This window comes from Parabacteroides sp. AF17-3 (assembly GCF_003635445.1).
GTDB lineage: Bacteria > Bacteroidota > Bacteroidia > Bacteroidales > Tannerellaceae > Parabacteroides > Parabacteroides goldsteinii.
Genome location: NZ_QTMM01000005.1, coordinates 41,662 through 66,479, shown reverse-complemented (window position 1 = coordinate 66,479; position 24,818 = coordinate 41,662). Strand labels below are relative to the sequence as shown.

Below are 24,818 nucleotides of genomic sequence, written 5' to 3'. Positions count from 1 at the left end.
TCCTTAAATTATAGACTTGTATTCAGCCAACAATGCATTCCATACCATCCGCTGTTCATAACGGGAAACGATCAACGGACGGGCATTGGTAGCCATCTTTTCTACTTCCACCGAATGGAAAGCAAAATATTTCATCGCTTCATACAACGCTTGTTCATTTTTAGTAGGGATGATCATCCCATTCCGATCCGGCAAGACAATCTCATTACATCCGTTTATATCCGTTACGATAGCCGGAATCCCCATAGCTCCTGCCTGTATGACCACATTAGGGAATCCCTCCCGATAACTGGGAAATACCAATGCATCCGAAGCTGCTAAGAAGGGGCGGACATCACTTTGAAACCCCATAAAACAAATTCCCGGATGATGCAATATTTGTTCTTCCACCTCCGGTAGAACCGGATCCAATTCTTTTTCAAAAGGCCCGACCAATAACAAACGCACCCGGGCATCATCCTGATACAACCGCAAAAAAGAATGAACCAATTCGTTTATACCCTTATCTTTCACCATACGCCCGACAAAACAGAAGGTGAAAGTTCCTTCCTTTTTATAAGAGTAAGCCTTTTCCATTACTTCCGGAGTCCTATCGAAATATTCGAGATCGATTCCGTTTACATTACCATTAGCAATAACATGAAGCGGCTTAGAAGTAATATTGTAGTTAATAAGATCCCGCTTCACCCCTTCTCCTTCCGGATTGATATGCGTTGCACAGAAACAGGTCAAGCGATCCATCGCAATCAGCAACTTCTGCATCTTTCCGGTAGCCGTAGGAAACACCAATCCCGTAAACGTATGCATACGGACAGGAACCCGTGTAATCCAAGCAGCCAACATAGACAACAACCCAGCTTTAGGCGTAATGGAATGCACCATATCCGGACGTTCCTTGGCAAAGAGAATAATCAGACGCAAAAGAGACATAAAATCCTTCACTAACGAAATCCGTCGTTCCATCGGAATGGAAACAGTACGTACCCCTTCCCTCTCTTCCAACACTTTCATCCTCTCTCCCGGAGAAGATACCACCACGACTTCATAGTGCTCGGAAAGCATTTTAAGCTGGCCTTTTAAAAGGGTTTCGAGGGAAACGGGGATAGTTGAGATACGAATTAATTTTTGCATGCCCATTTATTATTATAAATTTATAATAATTAATGTGTAGCCGCAGCCCTTTGATCACTTCATTTGTTAAAAAGATTCTTTATCTTAAACATTAACACAAACAACCAACTTAAATGGTATTTCACCATACGAAAGCGAAAACGGCCTTTGATTGAAAATGCATTAGAATCCAAATAAGGAATAATGGCTTCGGAACCTTTAAAAGTATCGTTGTACCGATGTAAATTTGTAAAACTATCAGTAACTAAATTTATTCGGGCTAGGAACTGGAAAGCCATTACCGTTTTTTCAAAATCTTTAGCATCAAGTTTTGTACTAAAAAACTCTGTAAGATGCTCTGCGATACCTATCATTTGCTCAACCTGCTTAATACCATAACCCGAAGTCATCGCATTTATATTAGTTCGGTTATAATGATAACATGAACCATGAATCTGTGCTAATTTGTCACCATAGTAAAATAAACGAGTTATCAAACCATTGTCTTCCCACATATTTAGTCCTATCCATGGCAAGATATCATATTTAGTATAAAGTGAACGATTTACTAACTTATTGTGACAAAACATACTGAGAGTAAATTGATACCAATTTTTTACAACATCTTTACAATGCTCTGGTAACGAAGTAATTTCACACAAATGAGCCCCATCATTATATTCATGTATCTCATCACATACCACAATATCGGCATTTCGTTCAATTGCAGTACGATATAATCGTTCATACAGGTCAAGATCCACCCAATCATCACCGTCACAATGAATAACATATTTTCCCGTTGCCTCAATTATCCCCTGCCGTCTAACAGCGGCCAGGCCGCTGTTAGACGGCATCCTAATAATTCGCGTTAGCGAATTTCGCACCGGATATTTTTTGAGAGTTTCCTTAATAATATCTATTGAATTATCTGGACTACAATCGTCTACAAACAAAATCTCTAAACTATCCAAAGTCTGAGCAAATAATGAAACTGCACATTTCTCTATGTATGTAGCAACATTATACACCGGTACTATTACCGTAACTTTAGGTGATTTCATATTTATAATAATAACATTTAACGTAACTTTGTCTTTATCATCCTAACTAGAAAATTAGGAACAATAACCTTCATTAAGGCAGGTATACCATAAATCCAAGGATAAGAAAATCCCAAATTTTGACAAACTTCAGTAGTAATTTTATATCCACGCCAACGGTCAGAAAATTTACGACGGGCAAAAGCCTCGCGCCCATTTCTCATTTTATACAAAGGTTCTTGCAGATTATACCCTTTATAGCCTTTACTATAAAATTTATGCCATAGGTAATAATCTTCTATACGCTCTGTTTTAGTTTCTGCCGTATATCGACCTATTGCTTCCAATGCATCACGACGCATTAATACTGGAGCATGGCAGAAAGGTGTGTTACGAATAAAATCTATTTTTGTCGGTTCTGCCTTAGCTATCCCTGTTCGATAATCTCCATTTTCGTCAAAATAAATCATTGGACAACTTACAAAAGCAAACTCGGGATGTTCATCAAGAAAATTAATTTCCTTCTCAAAACGAAATGGTATTGACAAATCATCACCATCCATACGGGCTACATACTCTGTATCAGCATAATCGAGGCAATGATTTAGTGTTGCAGCGAGTTTCATATTGTACTCATTTTGTATCACAACATAATTAAGATGTGTTTCTGCCCACTTTTTTACAATTTCCAAAGTGTTATCTTTTGAGCCATCATCACAAAGAATAACTTTAAATCTTTTATAGGTTTGGGCTTCCAAAGACTCCAATGCTTCAAGCAAAGTATCGGCACAATTGTATATACCCATTATTACCGAAATCCGAGGTGTTTCTACCATAGACTTAATCATATATTATATTCATAAATAGAGTAAATCCTAAATGCAGAAATGCAATATTCGCCAACCATTTATATTGCCTATCGTCAAATTTTACCATTAAAAATGGATAACATAGGACAAAAGGATATATTCCCCATGACAAATAAGCAATACGATTTGTAAACTGCGCATACATACAAATCAACCAAAAAGCATTAATTACACAATATAAACTCCACATAAAATGATATGTCCGACTCTCTACATGACACTTTAAAATCAAATAATAACCTACTAACACCGGCATAGCAGAATAAAGAACAAAGTCATAACGAAACCCCGATTTTCCACCCCATTCTACATTTGTAACAAGATAGTCTGCGGCACGTGTGTCCTCTCCTGATACTAAATCGGCTATAACATTCATAAATGATGTGACATGAACAGCTGATAAAAACAAACAGATCAACCATCCGTAAAAGAACCACTTTGGCTTGTGCACAAAATAGCATAAAACAAAAGCGGATATAGGCAAAAGCATGGAATGATGAAAGCCCAATGCAACCCACAACAGAATAATTGCCACTACTTTATTATTCCACCAAGCAACTGCCAGAAAAAAAATAGACATTGCTGCACCTGCTTTAATACCATTCGTTCCATAAGAAAAGGTAGAAAAAGCACCCAAAAAAAAGAGATAAGCAATAACCGAATGAGTTTTAAACAGTTTTCTACATGCAACAGCAGCACCTATAAAATAGATTAAAGCAATACTGAAGAAGAAAATATACTTATCAAAAAAAGAACTACTACAAAACGAAAACCAATTATCAAAAAATAAGTTCTCTGATTTCCAGTCAAACACAAAAGGCATCCCTAAATTATAGTCATAAACAAGAGTATAGTTCATCATATCCACAAACTCTCTATAAATAGGTCGAAAACCAATAAACAAAGTCATCATCAGGGACAAAAGCACAAGTAGCATTGTCTCATTTTTACCTAATGAATAACATTTATATTTATTGGCATAAATAAGTGTCATAATAGTCACAACAACCAGATAAATACAAACATAATATTCCGCTCTTATCATAAACTTTTTTGTTTAAACGCCAAATAAAGCCCTATACTTCGAATCTTTAGCAAACTCTGTAACTGGAATTAATACACACAATATTATTACCAATGTTACAACTGTATAAATGATTTGCTCAAAAATCGTATGTTGCTGAAACAATCCAAAACTTCCATATAAAAAATCACACAAAACAATAACTATCCGACTATGCCATGCAAATAATATCATAGAATTCCTCCCCAAATATATAATCCAGCGGTTAATAAATAATTGTGAAAGAAGAATTGTTACACCAATACCAGCTAAAGCAGAAATCATGGATAAAAACTCATTACCATACATTCCTATTGACATATCAAGCGAATGCCCAGAAAAACGAATATTCACAAAGCCTGCTATCACATTAATAGCAAACAGAACTATTAGTCTCCTCCATGTAAATTTCACTTTAGATTCATACATTAATGTGTTTTTAACCAAATACCCCATATTCATAAAGAACTGAGCAACACATGCAACATCAAAACACCACGGTAAAACAACACCACCCAATCTATAATAAACAAAAGCCCAAACACATAAGGTTAATGATAGAATAAGAATCAAATTTTTTTTTTCTTTTGCTATACAAACTATCCCCCATTGCAGTATAGATGCTAAAAACAGTGCCGCAAGAAACCAAATCGTCCAATATCCTCTTTGTACAAGGAAATCACGTAACATATACCAATATTCAGCATTACTTCTCTCTTGAAAAGCATAGATTATACACCATACAATAAATATTCCCGAACCAAGAGTAAAATAAGGTATTACCAAGCGTTTTACACGCTTGGTAATACCATTCCCGTAATTACGGGAATGGTTATACACAAGCCCGCTTAGAAAAAAGAACAATGGCATATGAAATGTATATATCCATGTCGCCAAAAAAGGAGTTTTTAAATGTCCTAAAAAAACAAACAACAGACCACCTTTTGCCATGTCAATCCATTCAACCCTTTTTTCTACCATACTATTTCTTTTTTATCAAATCAAAATCTACACGTTCAAAAGAATCCAATTTACCTCCTCGAGTGGCATTATAAATACGTACACCCATCTTACGAGATATTTTTTCTGCTGTTTCATAAGCGATTGTAGACTCCTCTATACGAGGCAAATTTTTCATATCCACATAATTCGACATACCTTGCGGATAATTGCTACAACTATCATCTTTCTTAAGCGGACGTCCTTTTGCATCGCGTATAATATTATAATTATGATCTATTCCCAAAAGAAAAATTTCTGAAAATCCCATATATATTGCCATCTGAATTGCACCATAAGTAACGGTATATCCTTGACCTAAAAACTTAGACACATCCTTACTAAATGGAGCATTATATGGATAATACAATTGCTCTTTCAATACAAAAAAACGATATTTTCTATCAGTAAATTCGTTCTTATAATTAACAGGTAGAAAACTTAATTCTGATTTTATAGCTTTAATTTGATCTGCAAACGTTTGAATAATTTTATGATCCTGACATATATAATATGTAGGACGCCAATCTGTTTTATCGAACAACTCATATATACGATTTGGAGCAAATGTATATTCACTCTTTAAAGTTTCTAAATCAGTTATTTTCAGGCTTGGCCCAGTACCTATAATAAAACAGCGATCACCTTTATGAATATTTTTAAGTGCCTCCAATTGTTTTGTTTGCTCAAAATTAATCTGACACTCTTTTACTGCCATTCGATTATACAATATGTTATAAACAAACCTAGTTAGACCTGGACTCCATTTTATATATTTAAACAGACTCATCGTAATTTATTGTTAAACCTATTATATATATATTTTATTTGATTTTTGGACAATACAACACTTGAAACGATTAACGCAATTCCAAAGACTGTACCTCCTCCTATAAATATTAATTGCAGCCAAGTTGATATATTCACACTATTATTCACATAATAACAAATGCCACTAGCTACACAAATCAAGCCAAAAGATTTAAACAAATCCGGCAAAAACACATAATAAGGTTGACCAATACAACGAGCAGCATAAGGAGCATTGAATATTATATTCCTAACAAACCCCAATACCGCACTTACCAACACTATTGCCAATACGCCAAGACACGTCCAACGCAAAAGACAATATACAGTAGCAACATTTAACAATCCATTGATAAATAATACGATAGAAGGCCATTTTACTTTATTGGTAACTGTGTATAGGTAATTAGTACTATTAATCACAGCCCCTGTAAAATTAGGAAAAACGACACATATACTTAACAAATAAACCAAATCAACATCCGTACTTGGTACCCACAGCTTATAAAAAGTATGACCAAATCCCACCAAAAAACAAAGAGGGACACATGAGATAATGGTCATAAACTTGATACTATTTTTTACTTCCAAAACCAGTTCTTCAAACTGATTTTTTGAAAAATATTCAAGAAATTTGGGAATAAAGACTGATGACAATGTACTAACACACGAAGATACAGCATTAGGCATAGTACCTGCAATTGATAAATACCCCATTGAAACAGCATTTACCATTATATTACAAAATAGCAAATCCAAACCATGAAGTAGATAAATACTTAATTGACTAAATGAGTTCCATACCCCTGCAATAATAATGATTCTCATCAAACTCCATTTTGTAGATTTACGAGACAGATGTATTTCTATCAACAGCTTTTTATTGTAATAATAATTGCATGAAACAAGAAACAAAGTTGTTATTACAGTGGCTATCCCCAAATACACTATAGAAGAAGGAAAACAAACATAAAGAATAATCAGAAGGCCTGCTTTAAATAAATTGGAGACAACTGATATATAAGATGCTATATCAAGCCGGTTTTTTATTACAAATACACCGGAAAAGACTGCTCCAAGGACATTGATACACATATTTAGGAACACTAAATAGAATAAGATTTTCACTTCTTCTATCAAGTTGTCCGGCACATTGATTACATCCCCTATATTCCAAATAAGGACGCTTGCAGGCATTACTAGTAATAGTACAAAGATTAAATCTCCATATAAAACTGACGAGTAATATCCTGTTGCTTCTTTAAAATTTTGTTTATGGTACTCTATACCTACAAATCGTGCAGACATAGAATTTAATGCTGTAGAAATAATTAAAGCATAATTTACCATTGTATTGGCCAGTGTAAAGAACCCATACGCAGTTGAACCAACTGTACGAACAAGATACGACGTTAAAAAAAAATTTATCGTAAATTGGACAAGTAAATTCAACCCTATTGCTGTTGTATTAAGGGCAAATTGTTTATTTATCATAGAAATTATTTAACAACCAACGCACTTTGAGAGCTAAACTCATTGTGAAAAATAAAATACGATATAATTGATGTTTCATACAAAAACGAACATAATAAAAAAATCCTCGAACTTCTGTATGCGACAAAATCTCTTGAATAAAATCATCTTCTATAAGAGCAAGAAGTGATTTTCTTGGATTTTGTTCACTTTTGACAATTGATAGAATCAGACCATACACAAAGTTCAATGTAGCATTGGCATTAGCGCAACATGTTACAGAATTAATAGTATACTTCGCCTTACTTTCATATAATGACACTATACGGTTCCATTCTTTCCTATAATCCGGATGCTCTACAAGTTGGGCAGTTATAGATAGAGGATTCATTACATAATTGTATATGGGATTATCATCAACATAAACAGTTTTGCACAAACTAATTACCTGTACATTCAACAGTTGATCTTCGTAAGGCTTTAGCTCTACTTCAAACGACAGATTATTGACAAACAACAAATCATGACAAAAAATCTCTTTCCACATAAAACCATGAAGCATTCCTCTTCCTTTACAAGGACCAAACGCAAGTGGTAGTATATTATTCTTTACATCTTCACCGTTATAAAACCCACAATCATAAGGAAGTTTATTATCTATTGCACGATCTCCGTTTATTGTTCTATACGATGTGATATACAAATCACAACCAGTTTCTTTGATTTTCGTTATTGCACGATCATAGGCACCAATTTCAAGATAATCATCAGAGTCACAAAAACCAATATAATCAGCATTTACTTCTTTAATACCTATATTGCGCGCACGTATATAACCTACATTATCTTTTATTACAAATATTGTAAAACGACTATCACGTTTTGCATATTCCTCGCAAATAGATCTACTATTATCAACACATCCATTATCTATTAAAAAGAACTCCAAATCAGGACTTTTTTGCGCCATCATTGAGTCGAGTAGGCGTGGTAAATCAGCCGCCGCATTATATATAGTTGTTATTATACTTAGTTTCATTAATTCTGAATATCTTACAAAGAGTTGAACATATTTTCAACAGCCTTAATTGTTTCAGTTTTGGAAAATTTTAAAGCACGAATTTTCGCTTGCTCATAGTAATAAGCAAGCAAAAGTTTATCAGAAAGTAACCGCTTCATACCTTCATAAATTCCCTCTTCACTATTTTCTGTTACAATACCATACTCATTATTTCTACCAAGCAATTCATAAGCACCACTACAATTTGTACTAACAACAGGAATACCCAAAAGTAAAGCTTCTGTTACTGCAGTACTAAAACCCTCTCGTCGAGATGAACAAACAAACATATCAGCTTTAGCTATATACTTGTAAGGATTCTTATGAAAACCTAAGAAATGAAAGGTGTCCGCCACATCCAATAATTCGACTTGTTTTTTCAATTTCTTTTCCAATCCTCCAGCGCCCACTACATAGACATTATGTTTTATGCCTTCCTCCAATAATCGCTTATGCACATTTATCAATCTATCATAACCCTTCAGCTCAATGAGACGACCAATAGATATAACACTAGCACTATCCTTTAAATATAGACCTTCAACAATAGGTTCTTTCGCCATATCTACAATTTTATCATTCTCATTAGTATTATACAACACTTCACAAGGGTGTGAAAAATGAAAAATTTTAGTTATATCATTTTTGACAGTTTCAGCTACACAGACTGTACGTTCGAATTTATCAATACAATTTTGTGCTTCTTTAAAACTTTTATAACTGTACGAGGCACATTTTACCGTATGCTGCTCTACATGTACCCAATTTACCAATTTTGTTTCTTTGTATGGGCAACCGGCAATGATACGTTCCGTAGGACCTTCAAGAAAGGAAACTGCTATATCATATTTTTTACCAATCAAACGGTTATAAAGAAACTTAGGAGAAAACAATTTAAAAAATTTCGTATTTGCAGGAATAATATATTTAAAATTTGAACGATATTCAACATGCTCAGCAAGCATCTCTTTGTTTACACCTGAATCAAATAACGTTTGAACAGTAATCTTATATCTTGTTCTATTTAAATTATTAACAAGGTTCACAAGCACACGTTCTGCTCCACCACCTCCTAATGTTGGTATAAAAAAGAGTATAGATTTCATTCTTAAAATAGTTTTTTGTAATCAGCAAAACTCATCAATGCCTTATCTTTTTCTGATATAATCATGTTCTCTATACCTCCAATTTTCTCAAATGGCCACTCTATCGCAATTTCACTATCATTATACATAATACCAGAATCACCTTCACCATAAAAGACCTCACTGCATTTATATGACACAACAGAATCTTCCAGCACAAGATAACCATGTCCAAAAAACTGAGGCACATAAAGCGTTTTTTGATTTTCCCCCGTTAAGTCAACCCCTCTCCATTGACCGAATGTGGATGAATTAGGACGAAGATCTACAATTACATCATATACGTGTCCGGATATACAACGTACAAGTTTTGCTTGTTGCTTTACCAGCTGAAAATGGATTGCACGAATAACTCCCCGTTTAGAAATTGTGTAAAATACCTCTTTCAATTCGTGTTCAATCCCATTGACCTTGAATATTTCCACATTATAGTCTTTAACAAAACCACCTCGTTCATCAGTCACATAAAATGGTTGTATAAGGTATGCACCTTCAAAATCAAATTCTTCAAAATCAAATTCTTCAAAATCAAATTTTCGTATCATATTTTCGCATATAAATATCAGACATTGAATCCGCCATCGTTTGTACATCAAAAACTTTTAATTTTTCAATTGGTAATTTTGTCCGCTTTTTATTCAATAATTCATTAATTTTTTCAGCCCAAAGTCCTTCATTTCCTTCGCCTATAGGTAAAAAAGAACACAACCCCACATCTACCATACGAGTAATATTATCAGATAACAAACATTCACATCCTGAAGCTTGCGCCTCTACAGCAGAAATAGGAAGTCCTTCAAATAACGAAGGCATTAAAAACACGTCTATATACTGTAATAAATCAGCGACATCATTTCTTTGCCCCAAAAAGTTAAAATATTTTTCTAAACCATTTAATTTAATCTGATCTAATAAAAGATTTGCATTACTGTCACCAATCCATACAAGTGTAAAATCCTGACGTATTCTAGATAATTCCCGAACAATACCAATAAAATAAAAGGGATTTTTCGGAGGTGATACACGAGCAACTACTCCTAAAACCTTTGCTTTCGCTTCAAAAAGAGGACTCGATTGTTTGATATTTCGATAAAACTTATTTAAAGCTATGCCATTAACAACTACATCTCCTTTTCCATTATGCATATAATTGTTCGCCAAATCTGAACATCCAACAAAATCTGTTGCGTACCACTTAATCATACTAAACATAAATTTCTGATAAATAGTAGCAATCATATCTTTTAAAGGATTTATATACTTAACTCTATTTGCACAATGAGAATGGCTGATACGCTTGGGGATTCTCAATTCCTTTGCAACCTTTAGATTCAAACCATTTAATTTATCCATATTACTATGAATCACATTAAAAGGACCTTCCTTTACAAGAATTTCCTTTAACATATGCAAATGAGTCTGCAAACGAGAAATAGAACCAAGATCACATGTACGCAATATCTTAACCCCACAATCCGCAACTTCTTTCTCACGCTTCTGAAGTACACCGTTTTTATCAACAGCCATTATTATTGTAACATCAAACTGAGACATATCAAGATGTGCCATCAAATTGCAAGTGAATGCAGAAATTCCTTCAAAGCCCAAGCCATGTACAATATACGCAATCTTTATTCTCCTCATATATTACCGATTAATTACCCTATATATTTTTTATACGACTATCAGATTTTACACACCTCTTACAAACTTTGTAGAACCATCATTAACTAATATTAGTTCCCTATTTTAAAGGTTTACTTTTGCAATGAGTCAACCAGTTTATATATACTTACTGACATTATAAACAAGAACAACGACTGCTCCACAAAAAAATAAACCACTAATATTCAATCACTTATTAGCAGCAAGCCATTCTTTTGTCATACGTGTACCTTTTGCAAAGCTAATTGCTGGTTTAAAGCCTGTGTCCTTCTCTGTAATCGTGGTATCAAACGTTGAAAGCGGCATATTTGTTCCTGTAAAAGGAATATCACCAAACAATGGTGTTGATTCAGGGGCACACTCTTGCTGCATTTCAAGAATAAACTCTCTGAGGGGTCGAGCCTTACCACTACCAATCATATATTCACAAAATGGTTTACCATTCTTTGATATATAATAGAAAGCTTTAGCAACATCTGTCACATACACAAAATCATAATTTTGTGTAGCAGCAGTGAACTGAAGAGGTTCTCCATTAATACACTTACGTAAAGTAGTATTCACAAATCGAGGTGAAAGTTCACCGGCCCCATAAGCATTGGTTATCATTGGCCATATTAACTCAATTCCTATATTCACAGCCACAACCTTACACATACAGTGTGCTATATGCTTACCCATTCCATAGATATATCCCATACCTGGTTGACTACCTTGTGCATGAACTGCTGCTTCAACTTCATACTCCATAATACTACCGGCACATACAAAACGACTGCACTCCAACTCTTTAGCGACCTTCACACATTCCACTGTATTAAGAGCATTTTGTATTTGAAGATTATAATCCATACGTGCTGGCCCAGCAGAACCCACCCAAGCAAAATGTATAAAAGTGTCATAATAGTTTGTTGGGATTTTTTCTTTCATTTCTTGAATATTCGCAATATCACACTGCATATACTTCAACTTCTTTCCATCGGGAACCAAACGATGGGGTATATCACATATATCAATAGCCAAAACTTCTATTTCTTGTGCTAAAAAATAATTAACAGTATGACTTCCGATAAAACCATCTGCTCCTGTTATAATAACCTTTTTCATTTTTCCAAAAACTCATTAATCTGTTTATCCATGCATATTCTCACATCCTCTCCATTGATCCAACATTTGCTCCATTCTACAACTTTGATAATAGCGGTTTCAAGATTCCAACGGGGTACCCAATCAAAAGTATTTTTCAATTTAGAACAATCAAGTTTCAGGAAGTTTGCCTCGTGAAAACCACCTTCATAACGATTAATCCACTTCATCTCATCACCCCATTTCTGTACAAAAAGGTCGACAAGTGCTCCTGTCAGAAAACAATCCACATCATCAGGCCCCACATTATAATAACCAGCATATCTTCCATCCACATACTGACGAGCTGCAATCATAAGGTAAGCATACAAAGGTTCCAATACATGTTGGTAAGGACGTGTAGAAAAGGGATTACGTACAATTATATCTTCCTTAGCTTGAGCTGCACGAACACAGTCGGGGATAATACGATCCTTAGCAAAATCTCCTCCACCTATCACATTACCAGCACGAGCCGTTGAAATGGCAACCTTACTATCTGAGAAGAAACTGTTCTTATAAGAATGTGTAACCAACTCGGAGCAAGACTTGGAATTTGAATATGGATCAAAGCCATCCAATTCTTCATTCTCTCGATACCCCCACACCCACTCTTTGTTTAAATATACCTTATCGGTTGTTACGTTCAAAAAAGAACGGACACATGAAAAGTGACGAACACACTCCAAAATGTTGACCGTACCCATCACATTCGTTTCATAAGTATAAACAGGATCTCTATAGCTATCACGCACAATTGGTTGTGCAGCCAAATGCAACACAATTTCAGGCTGAACCTCATTAAAAATGGTTTTCAATAAAGCCAAATCGCGAATATCGCCAATCACGGAATGAACATCACTCGCTATATTTGCAATATTAAAAAGAGAAGGTGATGTGGGAGGTTCCAATGAATATCCTGTTACCTTTGCTCCAGCATTAACCAACATTTTACAGAGCCATGATCCCTTGAAACCTGTATGACCAGTCACAAAAACACGTCTCCCATTATAAAATTCTAAAATATTTTCCATATTATTCGCTATAAGGATTATTAGGAATTACACGCTCCCATTTCTTCCAAGGAGCTTTATCCGCAACAAGCAAATTTTCAAGCATAGTTTTTTCTCGAACATTATCCATACATTGCCAAAAACCAGTATGAATATAGGACATCAACTGCCCTTCATTAACTAACCTATGGAGCGGTTCACGTTCAAAAACGCAAGAATCATCTGTGAGATAATTAAATACAGCAGATTCAAGTACCATATATCCAGCGTTAATAGGAGCACCATCATTAATGTTTTTCTCGCGAAAAGCCTTTACAGCTTGATCACCACCTATTTCTAATACTCCTTTTTCTTGAACCTGTTTTACTGCTGTTAAGGTTGCAATCCTACCATGAGACTTATGAAATTCAAGAAGTTTATTCATGTCCACATCACAAACTCCATCACCATAAGTCATGAAAAATGATTCATCACCCACATATTCTTGAATACGTTTGATACGTCCACCTGTCATAGTATTGTAACCTGTATCAACAACTGTAACCTTCCATGGTTCCAAATTACTATAATGTACCGTCATGATGTTTTTCCCATTCCGAAAATCAAAACTTACATCAGAATTATACAGAAAATAATTTGCAAACCATTCTTTTATATATTCTTGTTTATAACCAGCACAAATTATGAACTCATTATGCCCATAATAAGCATATTCTTTCATTATATGCCAAAGAATCGGCATACCACCTATCTCTATCATTGGTTTAGGTTTAAACACACTCTCTTCACTTATCCGAGAGCCAAATCCACCTGCAAGTAGTACAACTTTCATATAATAGAATCTTTAACTACAAACTTATATTTAATTCCCGGCTGTAAAAAGCATCCTGAATACTTCTTCCCTTCAATCTCGACATTAAGTCCATGTTCTATTGCGAGATTCATTCCTGGTAAAATATCCCAAGAATAACAACCTGTTAGATGATGAAATTTAGTAAAGCACCCCTTAATGACATTATACATATTCAACATACAACATCCAAGTTGACGATATTCATAATCTCTATCAAGCTGTTCAAAATGTTCAGGTTTCATATAGGAAGGCAGACCACAAAGGCGCGAACCTGAAATACGTTCCAACTTATCTCCTGTTACAAGACAAATATTAAACTCCGGTAATGCTATCATTGACTGAAAATGCCTATCATTATGATAGATACTAATACCAATTCCCCACTCTTTCAAACCTGAAACAAAGTTTTCTGTACCATCTATTGGATCAACCGTCACTATATATTCTGCATTTGTAGGTATATTCCAACTTTCTTTTATCTCCTCCGAAACAATGTGACTGTTAGGTAAATTTTCTTTGATAAAGTTTTTCACCAATTTATCACAAAGCAAATCACCTTTTGAAACAAAAGACAGGTCATCTTTAAGAATTCTAGTATTACGCAAAGTTAGAATATCATCTAAATGCTCACATATCAACGCATATATTCCACGGCAAATATTTTTATTCATAAAGCGATGGAGTTATAAATGAGATATTAAGCGATTTACGAAGTTCTGCAATACGATTACGCATTGCTTTATTTATTGCTTCTGCATTATCCTTTGATTGATTTAACACAAGACGCTCTTCTGCATAATTACTTGTATCTGCCTTATACCCATCCATACCTGCAAGATATACTTGTAAAGGTTCCAATTTCGTCAACAGATTAATAAGCATTATACTAGAGTTATCCATTATTACATTTTCTTCATCAAGTAACGAAGTATAATTAACCCTCACTGCATTAGCTTCAACTACTTCAATATTTGAAGTATGTATAAGACAGACAACTTTCTTCTGAGGATTAAACGTTGTATTATAACGTTTCAAATTACTAAGAAACACATAGTTACAATCAATAAAATTGGGGATGAAAGTTGCAGACATCACTATACACTTATGCTCTTTTGCAACCTGCAACAATTCTTCTTGGTGTTCATTAAGTGATGGTCCAGGAGCAATAAGTAAAACACTACGACCTTTTATTGCTGCTTTTAATGTTGCTATTGATCCACTATCATCAACCTCATGAGCTTGAAAATCACGATATTTCTCTTCAGCGAGTTCCCTGTCAAACAACGAACGCTTATCCTGCTCAATCATACGCAGAATCGTACCAATACTCTTAACATTAAGTGTCTGTTTACTTGACAGATATGATGCGTAATTAGGATGACATCCGTTAATAGCAGCAAGATAATATGGTACACTGTATCCCCAATCATGTTCTTGCTTAATACGCATAATATATTCATCCACCACTTCTAAAATTGGTTCTATTTCATAACAACGAGACTTTGTGTTAAGATAGTTGGCAATAAGCTCCGTATTAAGATTACCAGCACCACGCCCCATACCAAAAACAGATGAATCAAGTGATATTACACGCTCCGTTTCCACAGAAGCCAAACATTGACAATTGGAATATGATAACTGTAAGTTGTTATGACTATGGAATCCTATGTGGATACCTGTTGCAAGATTGTGATTAATTAAATAGAAAAAACGCAACACATCATGTTGATGCATTAGTCCTAACGTATCAACAATATAGAAAGCATATGGCTTTAATTCATTTACTTTACGTATCAACCATAACAATTGTTCATCGGTGTAACTGGTTGTACCGACAGGCTGAACAAAAACTTTATAACCTTTTGCTTGAATCTGGCGACAATATTCTAAGGCATCTTCCACCTCATTGTAGTGGAAAGTCACACGAATTCCTTCTATTGATTTTCCATCATAAGGGGCCAATTGCGCAAGATCATATTCACCGTAACAAGCCATTGCCACATACATCGTATTTTCATTACGCTGAGAAGGCAAAATATTAGCTATTTGATCAACTGTTGTGTATAAAGAATATTCAGGATCATTATTACCATCTTCCAAGAATCCACATTCAATAATATCAATATTTGCAGATGAGAGCTGCGCAATAATTTTCTTTATACCCCTCTCTCCAAAATGAAAGTCATTAATATAACCACCATCTCTAAGAGTACAATCTAATATTTGAATCTTTCTCATTTTCAGTATTTTTGATTTACAAATTAGCTCCTTGATGCTCAATTATATAAATGACTTTTTCCAAATCCTTACGAGTATCTACAGAGATCGACTCTGAATCAACAAGGGTAAATTGAAGTTCTTTTCCATGCTCCAAAAAACGAAGATGATCAATATCTTCAATGCGCTCAATGTTACCTTGAGGTGTTGACACAAAGAAATCAAGTGCTTTTTTTGAGAAACACTCAATACCAACATACTTCTTATAGCTAAACATTAAGGTCCCTTTAGGATAGGGAACAGGAGTACGGCTGATATACACACAACGTCCAATGTCAGACATAACAATTTTTATATTAGCAGAATCAATAGTTTCTGCAGGGTCTGTTAATGTACGCATAGCACCACTAAAAAAGAAATTATCATCTATCTCACAGGGTATAACTTGATCAATACATTTAGGTGAAATAAGAGGCTCATCACCATTCACACAAACATATAAATCAGCCTTTACTTTTTCAGCAACTTCATGAATACGAGAAATATGCTCAGGATGATCACTTCGGGTCATTACATACTTAATATCAAGTTCTTCACAAACCTTACGAACACGTTCATCATCTATAGCAACAAACACTTCTTTAATTTTTTGTGCTTGACAAACACGTTGGTATACCCACCAAATCATAGGATGCCCACAAATCTTCGCAAGAGGTTTACCCTCAAATCGTGTACTCTTATAACGAGCAGGAATAATACCTATTACATTCATATCTCTATTTTTAAATTTCATATTTCTTAACAAAGAAAAACGTATCAAAAAACACTTGTTATAACAATCTATTTATCAGATTTTTCAAACATCCTCTCCAAACAACCATATTATGATCACTATAAGGCGCGTTAGGAGAAAAACAATCCTTTCCTTTTAAAGATTCAGAATAAAAAACATAATCAATCCACCATAACTTATATAACTGCCAGAATGTATATTGATAACCGTTCCCCAGATTTCGAAAGTCATCTGTCAAGCCTTTTCTCACTCGATGGTATTATAAGAAGCAGGCATATAGTTGAGTATCAAGAACAGATTACCGGCCAAGCCAGCAATGTCAGAAAGGATAGCCAGATACAAATTCCATCGGCATAATATCCACTGATCAAACAAAGGACAGATAAAGAGAATATTATTCAACCTTATCCAACACCTCATACTCCGAATTCTTACTCTTAAACTCCGGTACAATCCCTTTCATCATTTGGACTGTCCCCATTTTATCTACTTTAATCGCCAAAGCAATCAACGGACTCATAACCGAGCAAATATCATTGTAATCATATTCTCTCACCTGAGCGCGATATATTTTAGCATTATTTGTAGGGAGGACGTTCTCTTTAGTTGCCAGAAGTTCCTCATACAGTTTTTCTCCCGGGCGGAGCCCCGTATATTGAATTTCGATATCCTCGCCGGGGACAAGACCTGCCAATTCGATCATACGACGAGCCAGATCAACGATCTTTACAGGAGTTCCCATATCGAATACAAAGATTTCATTGCCCTTGCCCATAAATGCGGCTTCGAGCACCAAACGACACGCTTCCGGGATTGTCATAAAGTAGCGGATGATGTCGGGATGAGTCACTGTTAAAGGGCCTCCTTTTGCTAATTGCTCACGAAAACGGGGAATAACAGAACCGTTACTTCCTAAAACATTCCCAAAACGAGTCGTGATAAAACGGGTTTTGCCTGGATGCAAACCTTTGCTGATAGCAATACTAAAACTTTGTACATAGATTTCTGCCAGGCGTTTGGAAGCTCCCATTACGTTAGTCGGATTAACCGCCTTATCAGTAGAAATCATTATGAATTTATCTACATTGTATTTGACTGCCATATCCGCCACATTACGGGTTCCATATACATTCGTATGGACTGCTTCACAAGGATTTTCCTCCATCAAAGGTACGTGCTTATAAGCAGCCGCATGAAATACATATTGAGGTTGGAAACGCAAGAAAAGGGACTCTACACGGTCGATCATCCGGATATCTCCCATTACGGCAGCAAATTCTACCTGAGGAAATTTTTCTTCCAGTTCCAAACGTATGTTGTGCATAGGTGTTTCTGCACTGTCGAACAAGATCAATTGTTTCAGATTGAATGTACATAGTTGACGGCATAATTCGCTACCGATAGAACCGGCGGCTCCGGTTACCAAAACAACTTTGCCTTTCAAGGAAGTGGCGATTTCAGTCATATTGATACATATTTCCTCACGACCTAATAAATCTTCTATATGTACCTCAGGGAGATTACGGAAATTAACCTTACCCTTCTTCAATTCATCTACAGAAGGAAGCATCAACATACGAACTTTCTTCTTTTCACAATAACGGACTAAACGCTCACTCTCTTCTTTTACTAAATGATAGTCCGTAAACAATACTGCTTTAATATTTTTCCTATTAACCAAATGGTTAAAGTCTACTTGCTTTTTAATTGAATAAATTCTGTATTTTCCTACACGTAAACAGGTATGATCTCCAAAGCGCAGGAAACCACAAACTTTATACAATAGTTTGTCACTCAGGGAAGCATCAAACAAGAAAGTTCCGGATTTATCACCCTGATAGATCAATAATTTTCCTTGATTCAAGGATACACTATTGACTATAATTGAATAGAAAACGATCATGAAAACACGGAGTATTGTCAAAAGGAAGAAGGTAAGGAACAAGTCTACTACAGCTCCTAAGGCTAATTCACGAGGAGATTGAATCGTCGTAGTCAGGTAGACCAAAACGACGATGAAAAGTACCTTTATTAATGAGGATAAAGCAAGACGTCCAGCTTCTGTAAATGCAGAATGCCGGATCACACCTTTATAGGTCTGGCACAAAAAGAAACTCACCAGACTGCTGCAGAAAGAAATGGATAATATATGAAAAAGAGAATCGTCCACAAGCTCTGTTCCAAGGATATACCATAGGAATGACAGAGAAGTAGCAGTAGCCAGAATTGATAGAAATAAGTCAATAAATAGGACGATCCAACGGTTAAAAAATTTAACGCGTGATAATACTAGTGCAAAACCATTGATATTCATAAGTTGTAAATTAAGGATATTATGTAAAAAAGTTCGTCAGTCCCAAGCGGCCAACCTACATAAATCATTGTAACTCTTATACTTAAAGGTCATTGGAGTGACTAAAAAAAACGATCGTTTTTTCTAGTCACTATATTTACCTAATTTTTGTTAACCTATGATTGAAGCGGCTTTTTGAAAAAAACGAATTAAAACATTGAAGAACAAATAGATAATTTCTCAGAAACTCTTTGTATTTCAATAAATATCACTTACCTTTGCAGCACAAAAAAATGACTAGAAAAAACGATCGTTTTTTCTAGTCATTTTGAATTACCCCTTCATTATTTTTTAAAGATTTTACATCCAATAACAAATAACCCTATCAATCTTTACGCTCATAATACAGTTTCCTAAATGCAAAAAGCCCTGAGAAGTTCATTACTCCCCAGGGCTCCCTTACAATAATTTATTTTTCTTACTTATGCGTATCTTCCAAAATGAATTTGAGCGTTCCGGCATTTACCAATTCTTCCTGAGAAATAGTATAGCCTTTTAGCTTCTTTCCGTCAGCTGTTACTTCTTTAATATAGATGTCTTCCGGATTATTATGCATGGATTCGATTACTAACTCACCTTTTGGATAGAATTTCTTATTCAAATCGATAGTAACCTTATTGAAGGTCGGCGAAGTCAGTACATAATCCATATCGCCGGGACAAGCCGGGTAGAATCCCATCATAGAGAAAACGGCCCAGGTTGACATGGTTCCGGTATCATCATTGCCGGGAAGACCGTTCGGTGCATTATGATAGTATTTACTTAACAATTCACGAACGAGCTTCTGTGTACGCCAGGCTTCACCTTTGAAATAACTGAACAGATATGGATAGGCGATATCCGGTTCGTTTGCCATATCGTAATGGCCTTCGTCGAATACCATCTGCAATTTGTCTACAAATTTCTTCTGGCCTCCCATCAGCTTAACCAGACCGGGGATATCGTGGGGAACATAGAAAGTATAGTTCCAGGCACTTCCTTCATGGAAACCGGGATTGGGTTCGAAGTTTTCACCTTGTTTAGGGTTGAAGGGAGAATAGAATGTTCCATCGGGCAGAATCGGACGAAGCGTACCGAATTCTTTGCTGTAATAATGCTTATAGCCCATTGAGCGGTCATAGAAGAGTTTTGCATCTTCCTTCTTTCCCAATGCTTTGGCAAACTGGGACAGGTTCCAGTCAGCTATATAATATTCCAAAGCATGGGATACAGAATTGTCGTATTGTTCACGAAGCGGAACATATCCTTTGCTCATATAATCGTTATTGTCCGGACGAAGCAGGTTGAACTCACCCGGTGTAGTAGCTCCTTTACGCATCGCTTCGTAAGCTGTTTCTACATCGAAATCACGAAGGCCGCGCATCCAGGCATCTACTATATAAGGTATGGAAGGATCACCTTCCATCGTGAGGGTTTCACGTCCGTATAGTTCCCACTTAGGCAACCAGCCGCTTTCCTTATACATATCGACCATGGTACGGATGATATCGAGCTGACGTTCGGGGAAAAGCAAGGTCATCAAAGTACTTACGTTACGATAGGTATCCCACAAAGAGAATACGGTGTAACGGTTTCCGGTAGTATGACCTACTTTCAGGCTTTCCATCATCGGGTATTCACCGTTTACATCCTGAATAATGTTCGGATGAATCAGCAGGTGATATAAAGCGGTATAGAAAATTGTCTTGTCGTCTTTGCTACCGCCTTCTACCTTTACACGAGACAGATCGCTGTTCCACATATTGCTGGCGGTTGTCCTGACTTTATCGAAATCGAAACCGGGTTGTTCCGTATTCATGTTGAGACGGGCGTTTTCGATGCTGACAAAAGAGACACCCATTTTGACTTCGATGGCTTCGTTTTCTTCCGTATCATAGGTGAACCATACACCGACATCGTCACCGCTCATTTCACGGTTATACTTGGTATATAGTTTGTATTTGCCTGAATAGACATCCCATTCGGCTTCCACACCTTTCATTTCACGCTGTTTCTTCCAGTATCCCATCGACTTGGGAGCCTTGCTGACCTTCATTACGAAATAGATCGGGAAAACGGCCTGCGGGTTATAACAGAAAGTTCCCAGCAACTTGCTTCCTTCAATCTCAGTTTCGTTGACGATACGAACGGTTGCTCCGGTTTCGTTGGTCAATCCTTCTCCCAGGTTCAGCAGAATATTCCCCTGCCCTTTCGGGAAAGTGAAACGGCTAAGGCCGGTACGCATACTGGCTGTCGCTTCGGTCTTGATACCATATTTTGTCAGGACATTGCTATAATAACCGGGATGGGCTACTTCATCCTTATATTTGCTACCATATTCCCGGTAATCGACTTTCAGTTCGCCGGCGGTCGGCATCAATAACAGACTACCTAATTCGGGACAACCTACCCCGCTCAAGTTTACATGGGCAAAACCTGTCATGTAGTCATTGTCGGCTGAGTATGGAGTGGACCACCATTGGCTGTCTTTATCGAAGCGGTTGCTCTCCGATCCCATCACATTGAATGGAGTGACACTCATCATACCCTGGGGACAGATGGCTCCGGGATTAGTAGTCCCGTAGTTGCTGGTCCCGATAAAAGGGTTTACATAATCTACCGGCTGTTGTGCTGCCGCCATCAGGCTACCACACAGCAGGAGGCTCATTACTTGCTTCTTCATTCTCGATTTATTTAGTTAATTAATAATATGCTAATTTGAAAATGTGCCAATATGCCAATGAGATACATATGCATTCATTCTTAGAATCGGCACATTGGCATATTTACCACATCGGTTCATTATCCTTCTTACCATACGACGATTTCATCCACAAAGATGAACCCCTTATTCGCTTCATCAGCTTTCAGACGGACATAGCGGGCTTTCCAGTCTCCCTGGAAGAGATATTCCTGGAAAGAAAGTTCGGGATCTTTATTGGAGATGGTGGTCGGGATAATTCCCTGTGAAGTGAAATTCGTTCCATCTTCGGATGTCAATAACTCGACTGTAGCCGGTTGGAAAACTCCCGGCCCGATCAGTTGCATGAAACGGGCGGATACTTTGTGAATATCGGTAACTTCTTCCATATCGATCACACAATCAAGATCGTTCAGGTAGCCCTGCCAACGACCATCCAGATAGGTCAGCCCTCCCCGATAGCCATCGAGCAGTGCATTCATACCGCCTGCCATATAACCAGGATACAACTTACTATTATAATGTATAGGTTTGTTGATGGCGCGGTGGTAATCGACTTTCTTCTCGGTCGGGGTTCCCTGCAACTGGCCATTACTGAAAATGGCTGCTTTGATATAAGCTGAATCCTTCACCTGAATCATCCCGTCGTAAACTGTGGAGGAGGCTGTCGGGACAGTACCGTCCGTCGTATAACGGATTTCTGCCGGATACTTTTCGGCATCCAGGTAGACTTCAATCTGTTTGCTGACCGTATCGACCTTCATCGTTACTTCCAGTTCGTCGGAAAGAGTAAATGTATTGATGCCCATCTGCTGTAATTTTGAAATATGAGCATTCATACGGGGTTTGAAGTCATTCCATTCACGCTTTTCCTGAGGCGACCAGGCTATTTCAGCCAAAGCCAAAGCACGAGGAAACATCATATATTCCAGATGTTGTTCGTTCGGAATATATTCTGTCCAGGTATTGGCCTGTACTCCCATGATGTGTTTACTTTCTTCGGCAGTCAGGGAGTCGACCGGAATCGGATTATAACTATACACTTTCTTAATCGGAGTATATCCGCCGATAGCATAAGGTTGTGTTTTCGGATCAGCCTGGTAGAAGTCAAAATACATATAATTACCCGGTGTCATCACCACGTCATGTCCCATACGGGCAGACTTAATGCCACCACTTTCGCCACGCCAGGACATAACGGTAGCCTCCGGAGCAAGGCCACCTTCCAGTATCTCATCCCAGCCGATCAGCTTACGGCCTTTAGAGATCAGATGTTCCTCTGCCTTATGTATCATATAACTTTGCAGTTCATCCACGCTTTTCATGCCATTCTTTTTCATCAAAGCCTGACATTTAGGACAGGTTTTCCAGGCACCTTTACCGGCTTCGTCCCCTCCTATATGAATATACTCGGATGGAAAAAGTTCGATCACTTCATCCAGTACGTCTTCCATAAAGGTAAATGATTTCGGATTACCGATACAGAAATCTCCATTCTTATAAGGCTGACCGGAACAACTTAACTCCGGATAAGCAAACAGGACCTCTTCCGAATGACCGGGAAATTCGATTTCCGGCAATACATTAATATGTTTAGATGCTGCATAGGCAACGATCGCACGTATATCGTCTTTGGTGTAATAACCGCCATAGGCTTCCGGAGTTCCTTCAGGAAGATATTTGCGGTCTTTTCCATCCCACCACTTCCGCCAGTCGGATTCGGTACGGAAAGCGGCATCCGTAGTCAGTTTAGGATATTTATCCATCAGGATACGCCATCCTCCTGCATCCGTCAGGTGAAGATGCAGATTATTCAGCTTATAAAAGGACATCACGTCCAGCAACTTGAATACTTCTTCTTTGGGAAAGAAATGACGCGACACATCCAGGTGCATCCCTCGGTACTTGAACCGAGGCTCATCCTGTATGGTGACATAAGGGACTCCCTGGGGAGAAAACAGCTGACGGAGTGTCTGTTCGCCATAGAACAGACCTGTCCTGGTGGCTGCTTTCAGGTCGATACCCTTTTCATTCACTACAAGCTGGTATCCTTCCGGATTTCCACCTATTGACTCATCCACGATAAAGCGAACATTTGCAGGCTTTGCCGTAGAAAAAACAGCAGCACTGTCGACTTTCAAAAAGCCTCCTGAAGCACTAACCTGTGCAGGCAGCGGGATTACATTCAGTTGCACAGTCTCTTTCGGAGAGCAGGCAACAAGAAGCAAAGAGCATACTACAGTAACACCCGTCATCGCTATGCGCGATTGTTTTGGCAGTAACATAATAATCAGTTTTTGTGTATTTATTCTTGGTGCGGTAAATATACAAAGAAAAAGGGAAAATCCCGTAAGAGATTTTCCCTTTATATGAGAAGAAAGCCGCACCGTAGATATGAACAAACTCCGTATGACAGGATTTGAGTGCTTTGCCACCTTTGTAATCCGCTGTGCGATGCATGCCCCGAAGGGTGCGGCCCGCCATTAGCGACAAGAGCTTTGTCTCGGAATTAAAAAAAACTGATGAGTTTCCCAATCGAACAAGTGC

At 37.0% G+C, this 24,818-nt stretch carries 20 protein-coding genes; all 20 read right to left on the bottom strand.

Annotated elements, in window-relative coordinates:
• Positions 1–3: 3 nt before the first annotated feature.
• Positions 4–1,131: a glycosyltransferase family 4 protein gene (locus DWW91_RS07840; RefSeq protein ID WP_122327519.1), complete on the bottom strand. Its 1,128-nt coding sequence runs from the start codon at positions 1,129–1,131 to the stop codon at positions 4–6.
• A gap of 59 nt (positions 1,132–1,190) precedes the next feature.
• Positions 1,191–2,174, bottom strand: coding sequence for a glycosyltransferase family 2 protein (locus tag DWW91_RS07835; RefSeq protein ID WP_010802977.1), 984 nt, complete (start codon positions 2,172–2,174; stop codon positions 1,191–1,193).
• Positions 2,175–2,191: 17 nt separating this feature from the next.
• Positions 2,192–2,989 carry a glycosyltransferase gene (locus DWW91_RS07830; protein WP_010802976.1) on the bottom strand — a complete coding sequence of 266 codons (798 nt, stop codon included), beginning with the start codon at positions 2,987–2,989 and terminating at the stop codon, positions 2,192–2,194.
• A 4-nt stretch (positions 2,990–2,993) separates the two neighbouring features.
• Positions 2,994–4,067, bottom strand: a complete 1,074-nt coding sequence (locus DWW91_RS07825) for an EpsG family protein (protein WP_122327392.1) — start codon at positions 4,065–4,067, stop codon at positions 2,994–2,996.
• Positions 4,068–4,079: 12 nt separating this feature from the next.
• Positions 4,080–5,066 (bottom strand): acyltransferase family protein, encoded by a 987-nt coding sequence (locus DWW91_RS07820; protein WP_122327391.1) that lies wholly within the window; start codon positions 5,064–5,066, stop codon positions 4,080–4,082.
• Between the two features lies 1 nt (position 5,067).
• A complete protein-coding gene (locus DWW91_RS07815; RefSeq protein ID WP_157310093.1) occupies positions 5,068–5,802 on the bottom strand; it encodes a 6-hydroxymethylpterin diphosphokinase MptE-like protein in 735 nt (244 codons plus the stop codon).
• Positions 5,803–5,870: 68 nt separating this feature from the next.
• Positions 5,871–7,388 (bottom strand): lipopolysaccharide biosynthesis protein, encoded by a 1,518-nt coding sequence (locus DWW91_RS07810; RefSeq protein ID WP_122327390.1) that lies wholly within the window; start codon positions 7,386–7,388, stop codon positions 5,871–5,873.
• Positions 7,378–8,406 (bottom strand): glycosyltransferase family 2 protein, encoded by a 1,029-nt coding sequence (locus tag DWW91_RS07805; RefSeq protein ID WP_010802971.1) that lies wholly within the window; start codon positions 8,404–8,406, stop codon positions 7,378–7,380. The genes DWW91_RS07810 and DWW91_RS07805 overlap by 11 nt, the downstream gene beginning before the upstream one ends.
• 14 nt (positions 8,407–8,420) lie before the next feature.
• Positions 8,421–9,533: a glycosyltransferase gene (locus DWW91_RS07800; RefSeq protein WP_010802970.1), complete on the bottom strand. Its 1,113-nt coding sequence runs from the start codon at positions 9,531–9,533 to the stop codon at positions 8,421–8,423.
• 2 nt (positions 9,534–9,535) lie between these two features.
• Complete coding sequence (gene rfbC, locus DWW91_RS07795) at positions 9,536–10,117, bottom strand: dTDP-4-dehydrorhamnose 3,5-epimerase (RefSeq protein WP_122327389.1); 582 nt, start codon at positions 10,115–10,117, stop codon at positions 9,536–9,538.
• Positions 10,101–11,216: a glycosyltransferase gene (locus DWW91_RS07790; RefSeq protein WP_122327388.1), complete on the bottom strand. Its 1,116-nt coding sequence runs from the start codon at positions 11,214–11,216 to the stop codon at positions 10,101–10,103. Before DWW91_RS07790 ends, rfbC begins: the two co-directional genes overlap by 17 nt.
• Positions 11,217–11,426: 210 nt before the next feature.
• Entirely contained in the window at positions 11,427–12,344 is a 918-nt protein-coding gene (locus tag DWW91_RS07785; RefSeq protein WP_010802967.1) for an NAD(P)-dependent oxidoreductase, read from the bottom strand.
• On the bottom strand, positions 12,341–13,396 hold the full coding sequence (gene rfbG / locus DWW91_RS07780) for a CDP-glucose 4,6-dehydratase (RefSeq protein ID WP_010802966.1): 1,056 nt from the start codon (positions 13,394–13,396) through the stop codon (positions 12,341–12,343). The genes DWW91_RS07785 and rfbG overlap by 4 nt, the downstream gene beginning before the upstream one ends.
• Before the next feature lies 1 nt (position 13,397).
• Positions 13,398–14,207 (bottom strand): glucose-1-phosphate cytidylyltransferase, encoded by an 810-nt coding sequence (rfbF, locus tag DWW91_RS07775; protein ID WP_010802965.1) that lies wholly within the window; start codon positions 14,205–14,207, stop codon positions 13,398–13,400.
• A complete protein-coding gene (locus tag DWW91_RS07770) occupies positions 14,204–14,899 on the bottom strand; it encodes an inositol monophosphatase family protein (protein ID WP_010802964.1) in 696 nt (231 codons plus the stop codon). The genes rfbF and DWW91_RS07770 overlap by 4 nt, the downstream gene beginning before the upstream one ends.
• Positions 14,892–16,466, bottom strand: coding sequence for an aldolase catalytic domain-containing protein (locus DWW91_RS07765; RefSeq protein ID WP_010802963.1), 1,575 nt, complete (start codon positions 16,464–16,466; stop codon positions 14,892–14,894). Before DWW91_RS07765 ends, DWW91_RS07770 begins: the two co-directional genes overlap by 8 nt.
• 16 nt (positions 16,467–16,482) lie before the next feature.
• Entirely contained in the window at positions 16,483–17,238 is a 756-nt protein-coding gene (locus tag DWW91_RS07760) for a 3-deoxy-manno-octulosonate cytidylyltransferase (RefSeq protein WP_228100092.1), read from the bottom strand.
• Positions 17,239–17,632: 394 nt separating this feature from the next.
• A complete protein-coding gene (locus DWW91_RS07750) occupies positions 17,633–19,552 on the bottom strand; it encodes a UDP-N-acetylglucosamine 4,6-dehydratase family protein (protein WP_122327387.1) in 1,920 nt (639 codons plus the stop codon).
• Positions 19,553–20,009: 457 nt separating this feature from the next.
• Positions 20,010–22,253, bottom strand: a complete 2,244-nt coding sequence (locus tag DWW91_RS07745) for a GH92 family glycosyl hydrolase (protein WP_046147204.1) — start codon at positions 22,251–22,253, stop codon at positions 20,010–20,012.
• A gap of 128 nt (positions 22,254–22,381) precedes the next feature.
• Positions 22,382–24,556 (bottom strand): beta-N-acetylhexosaminidase, encoded by a 2,175-nt coding sequence (locus DWW91_RS07740; protein ID WP_122327386.1) that lies wholly within the window; start codon positions 24,554–24,556, stop codon positions 22,382–22,384.
• Between the last annotated feature and the right edge of the window lie 262 nt (positions 24,557–24,818).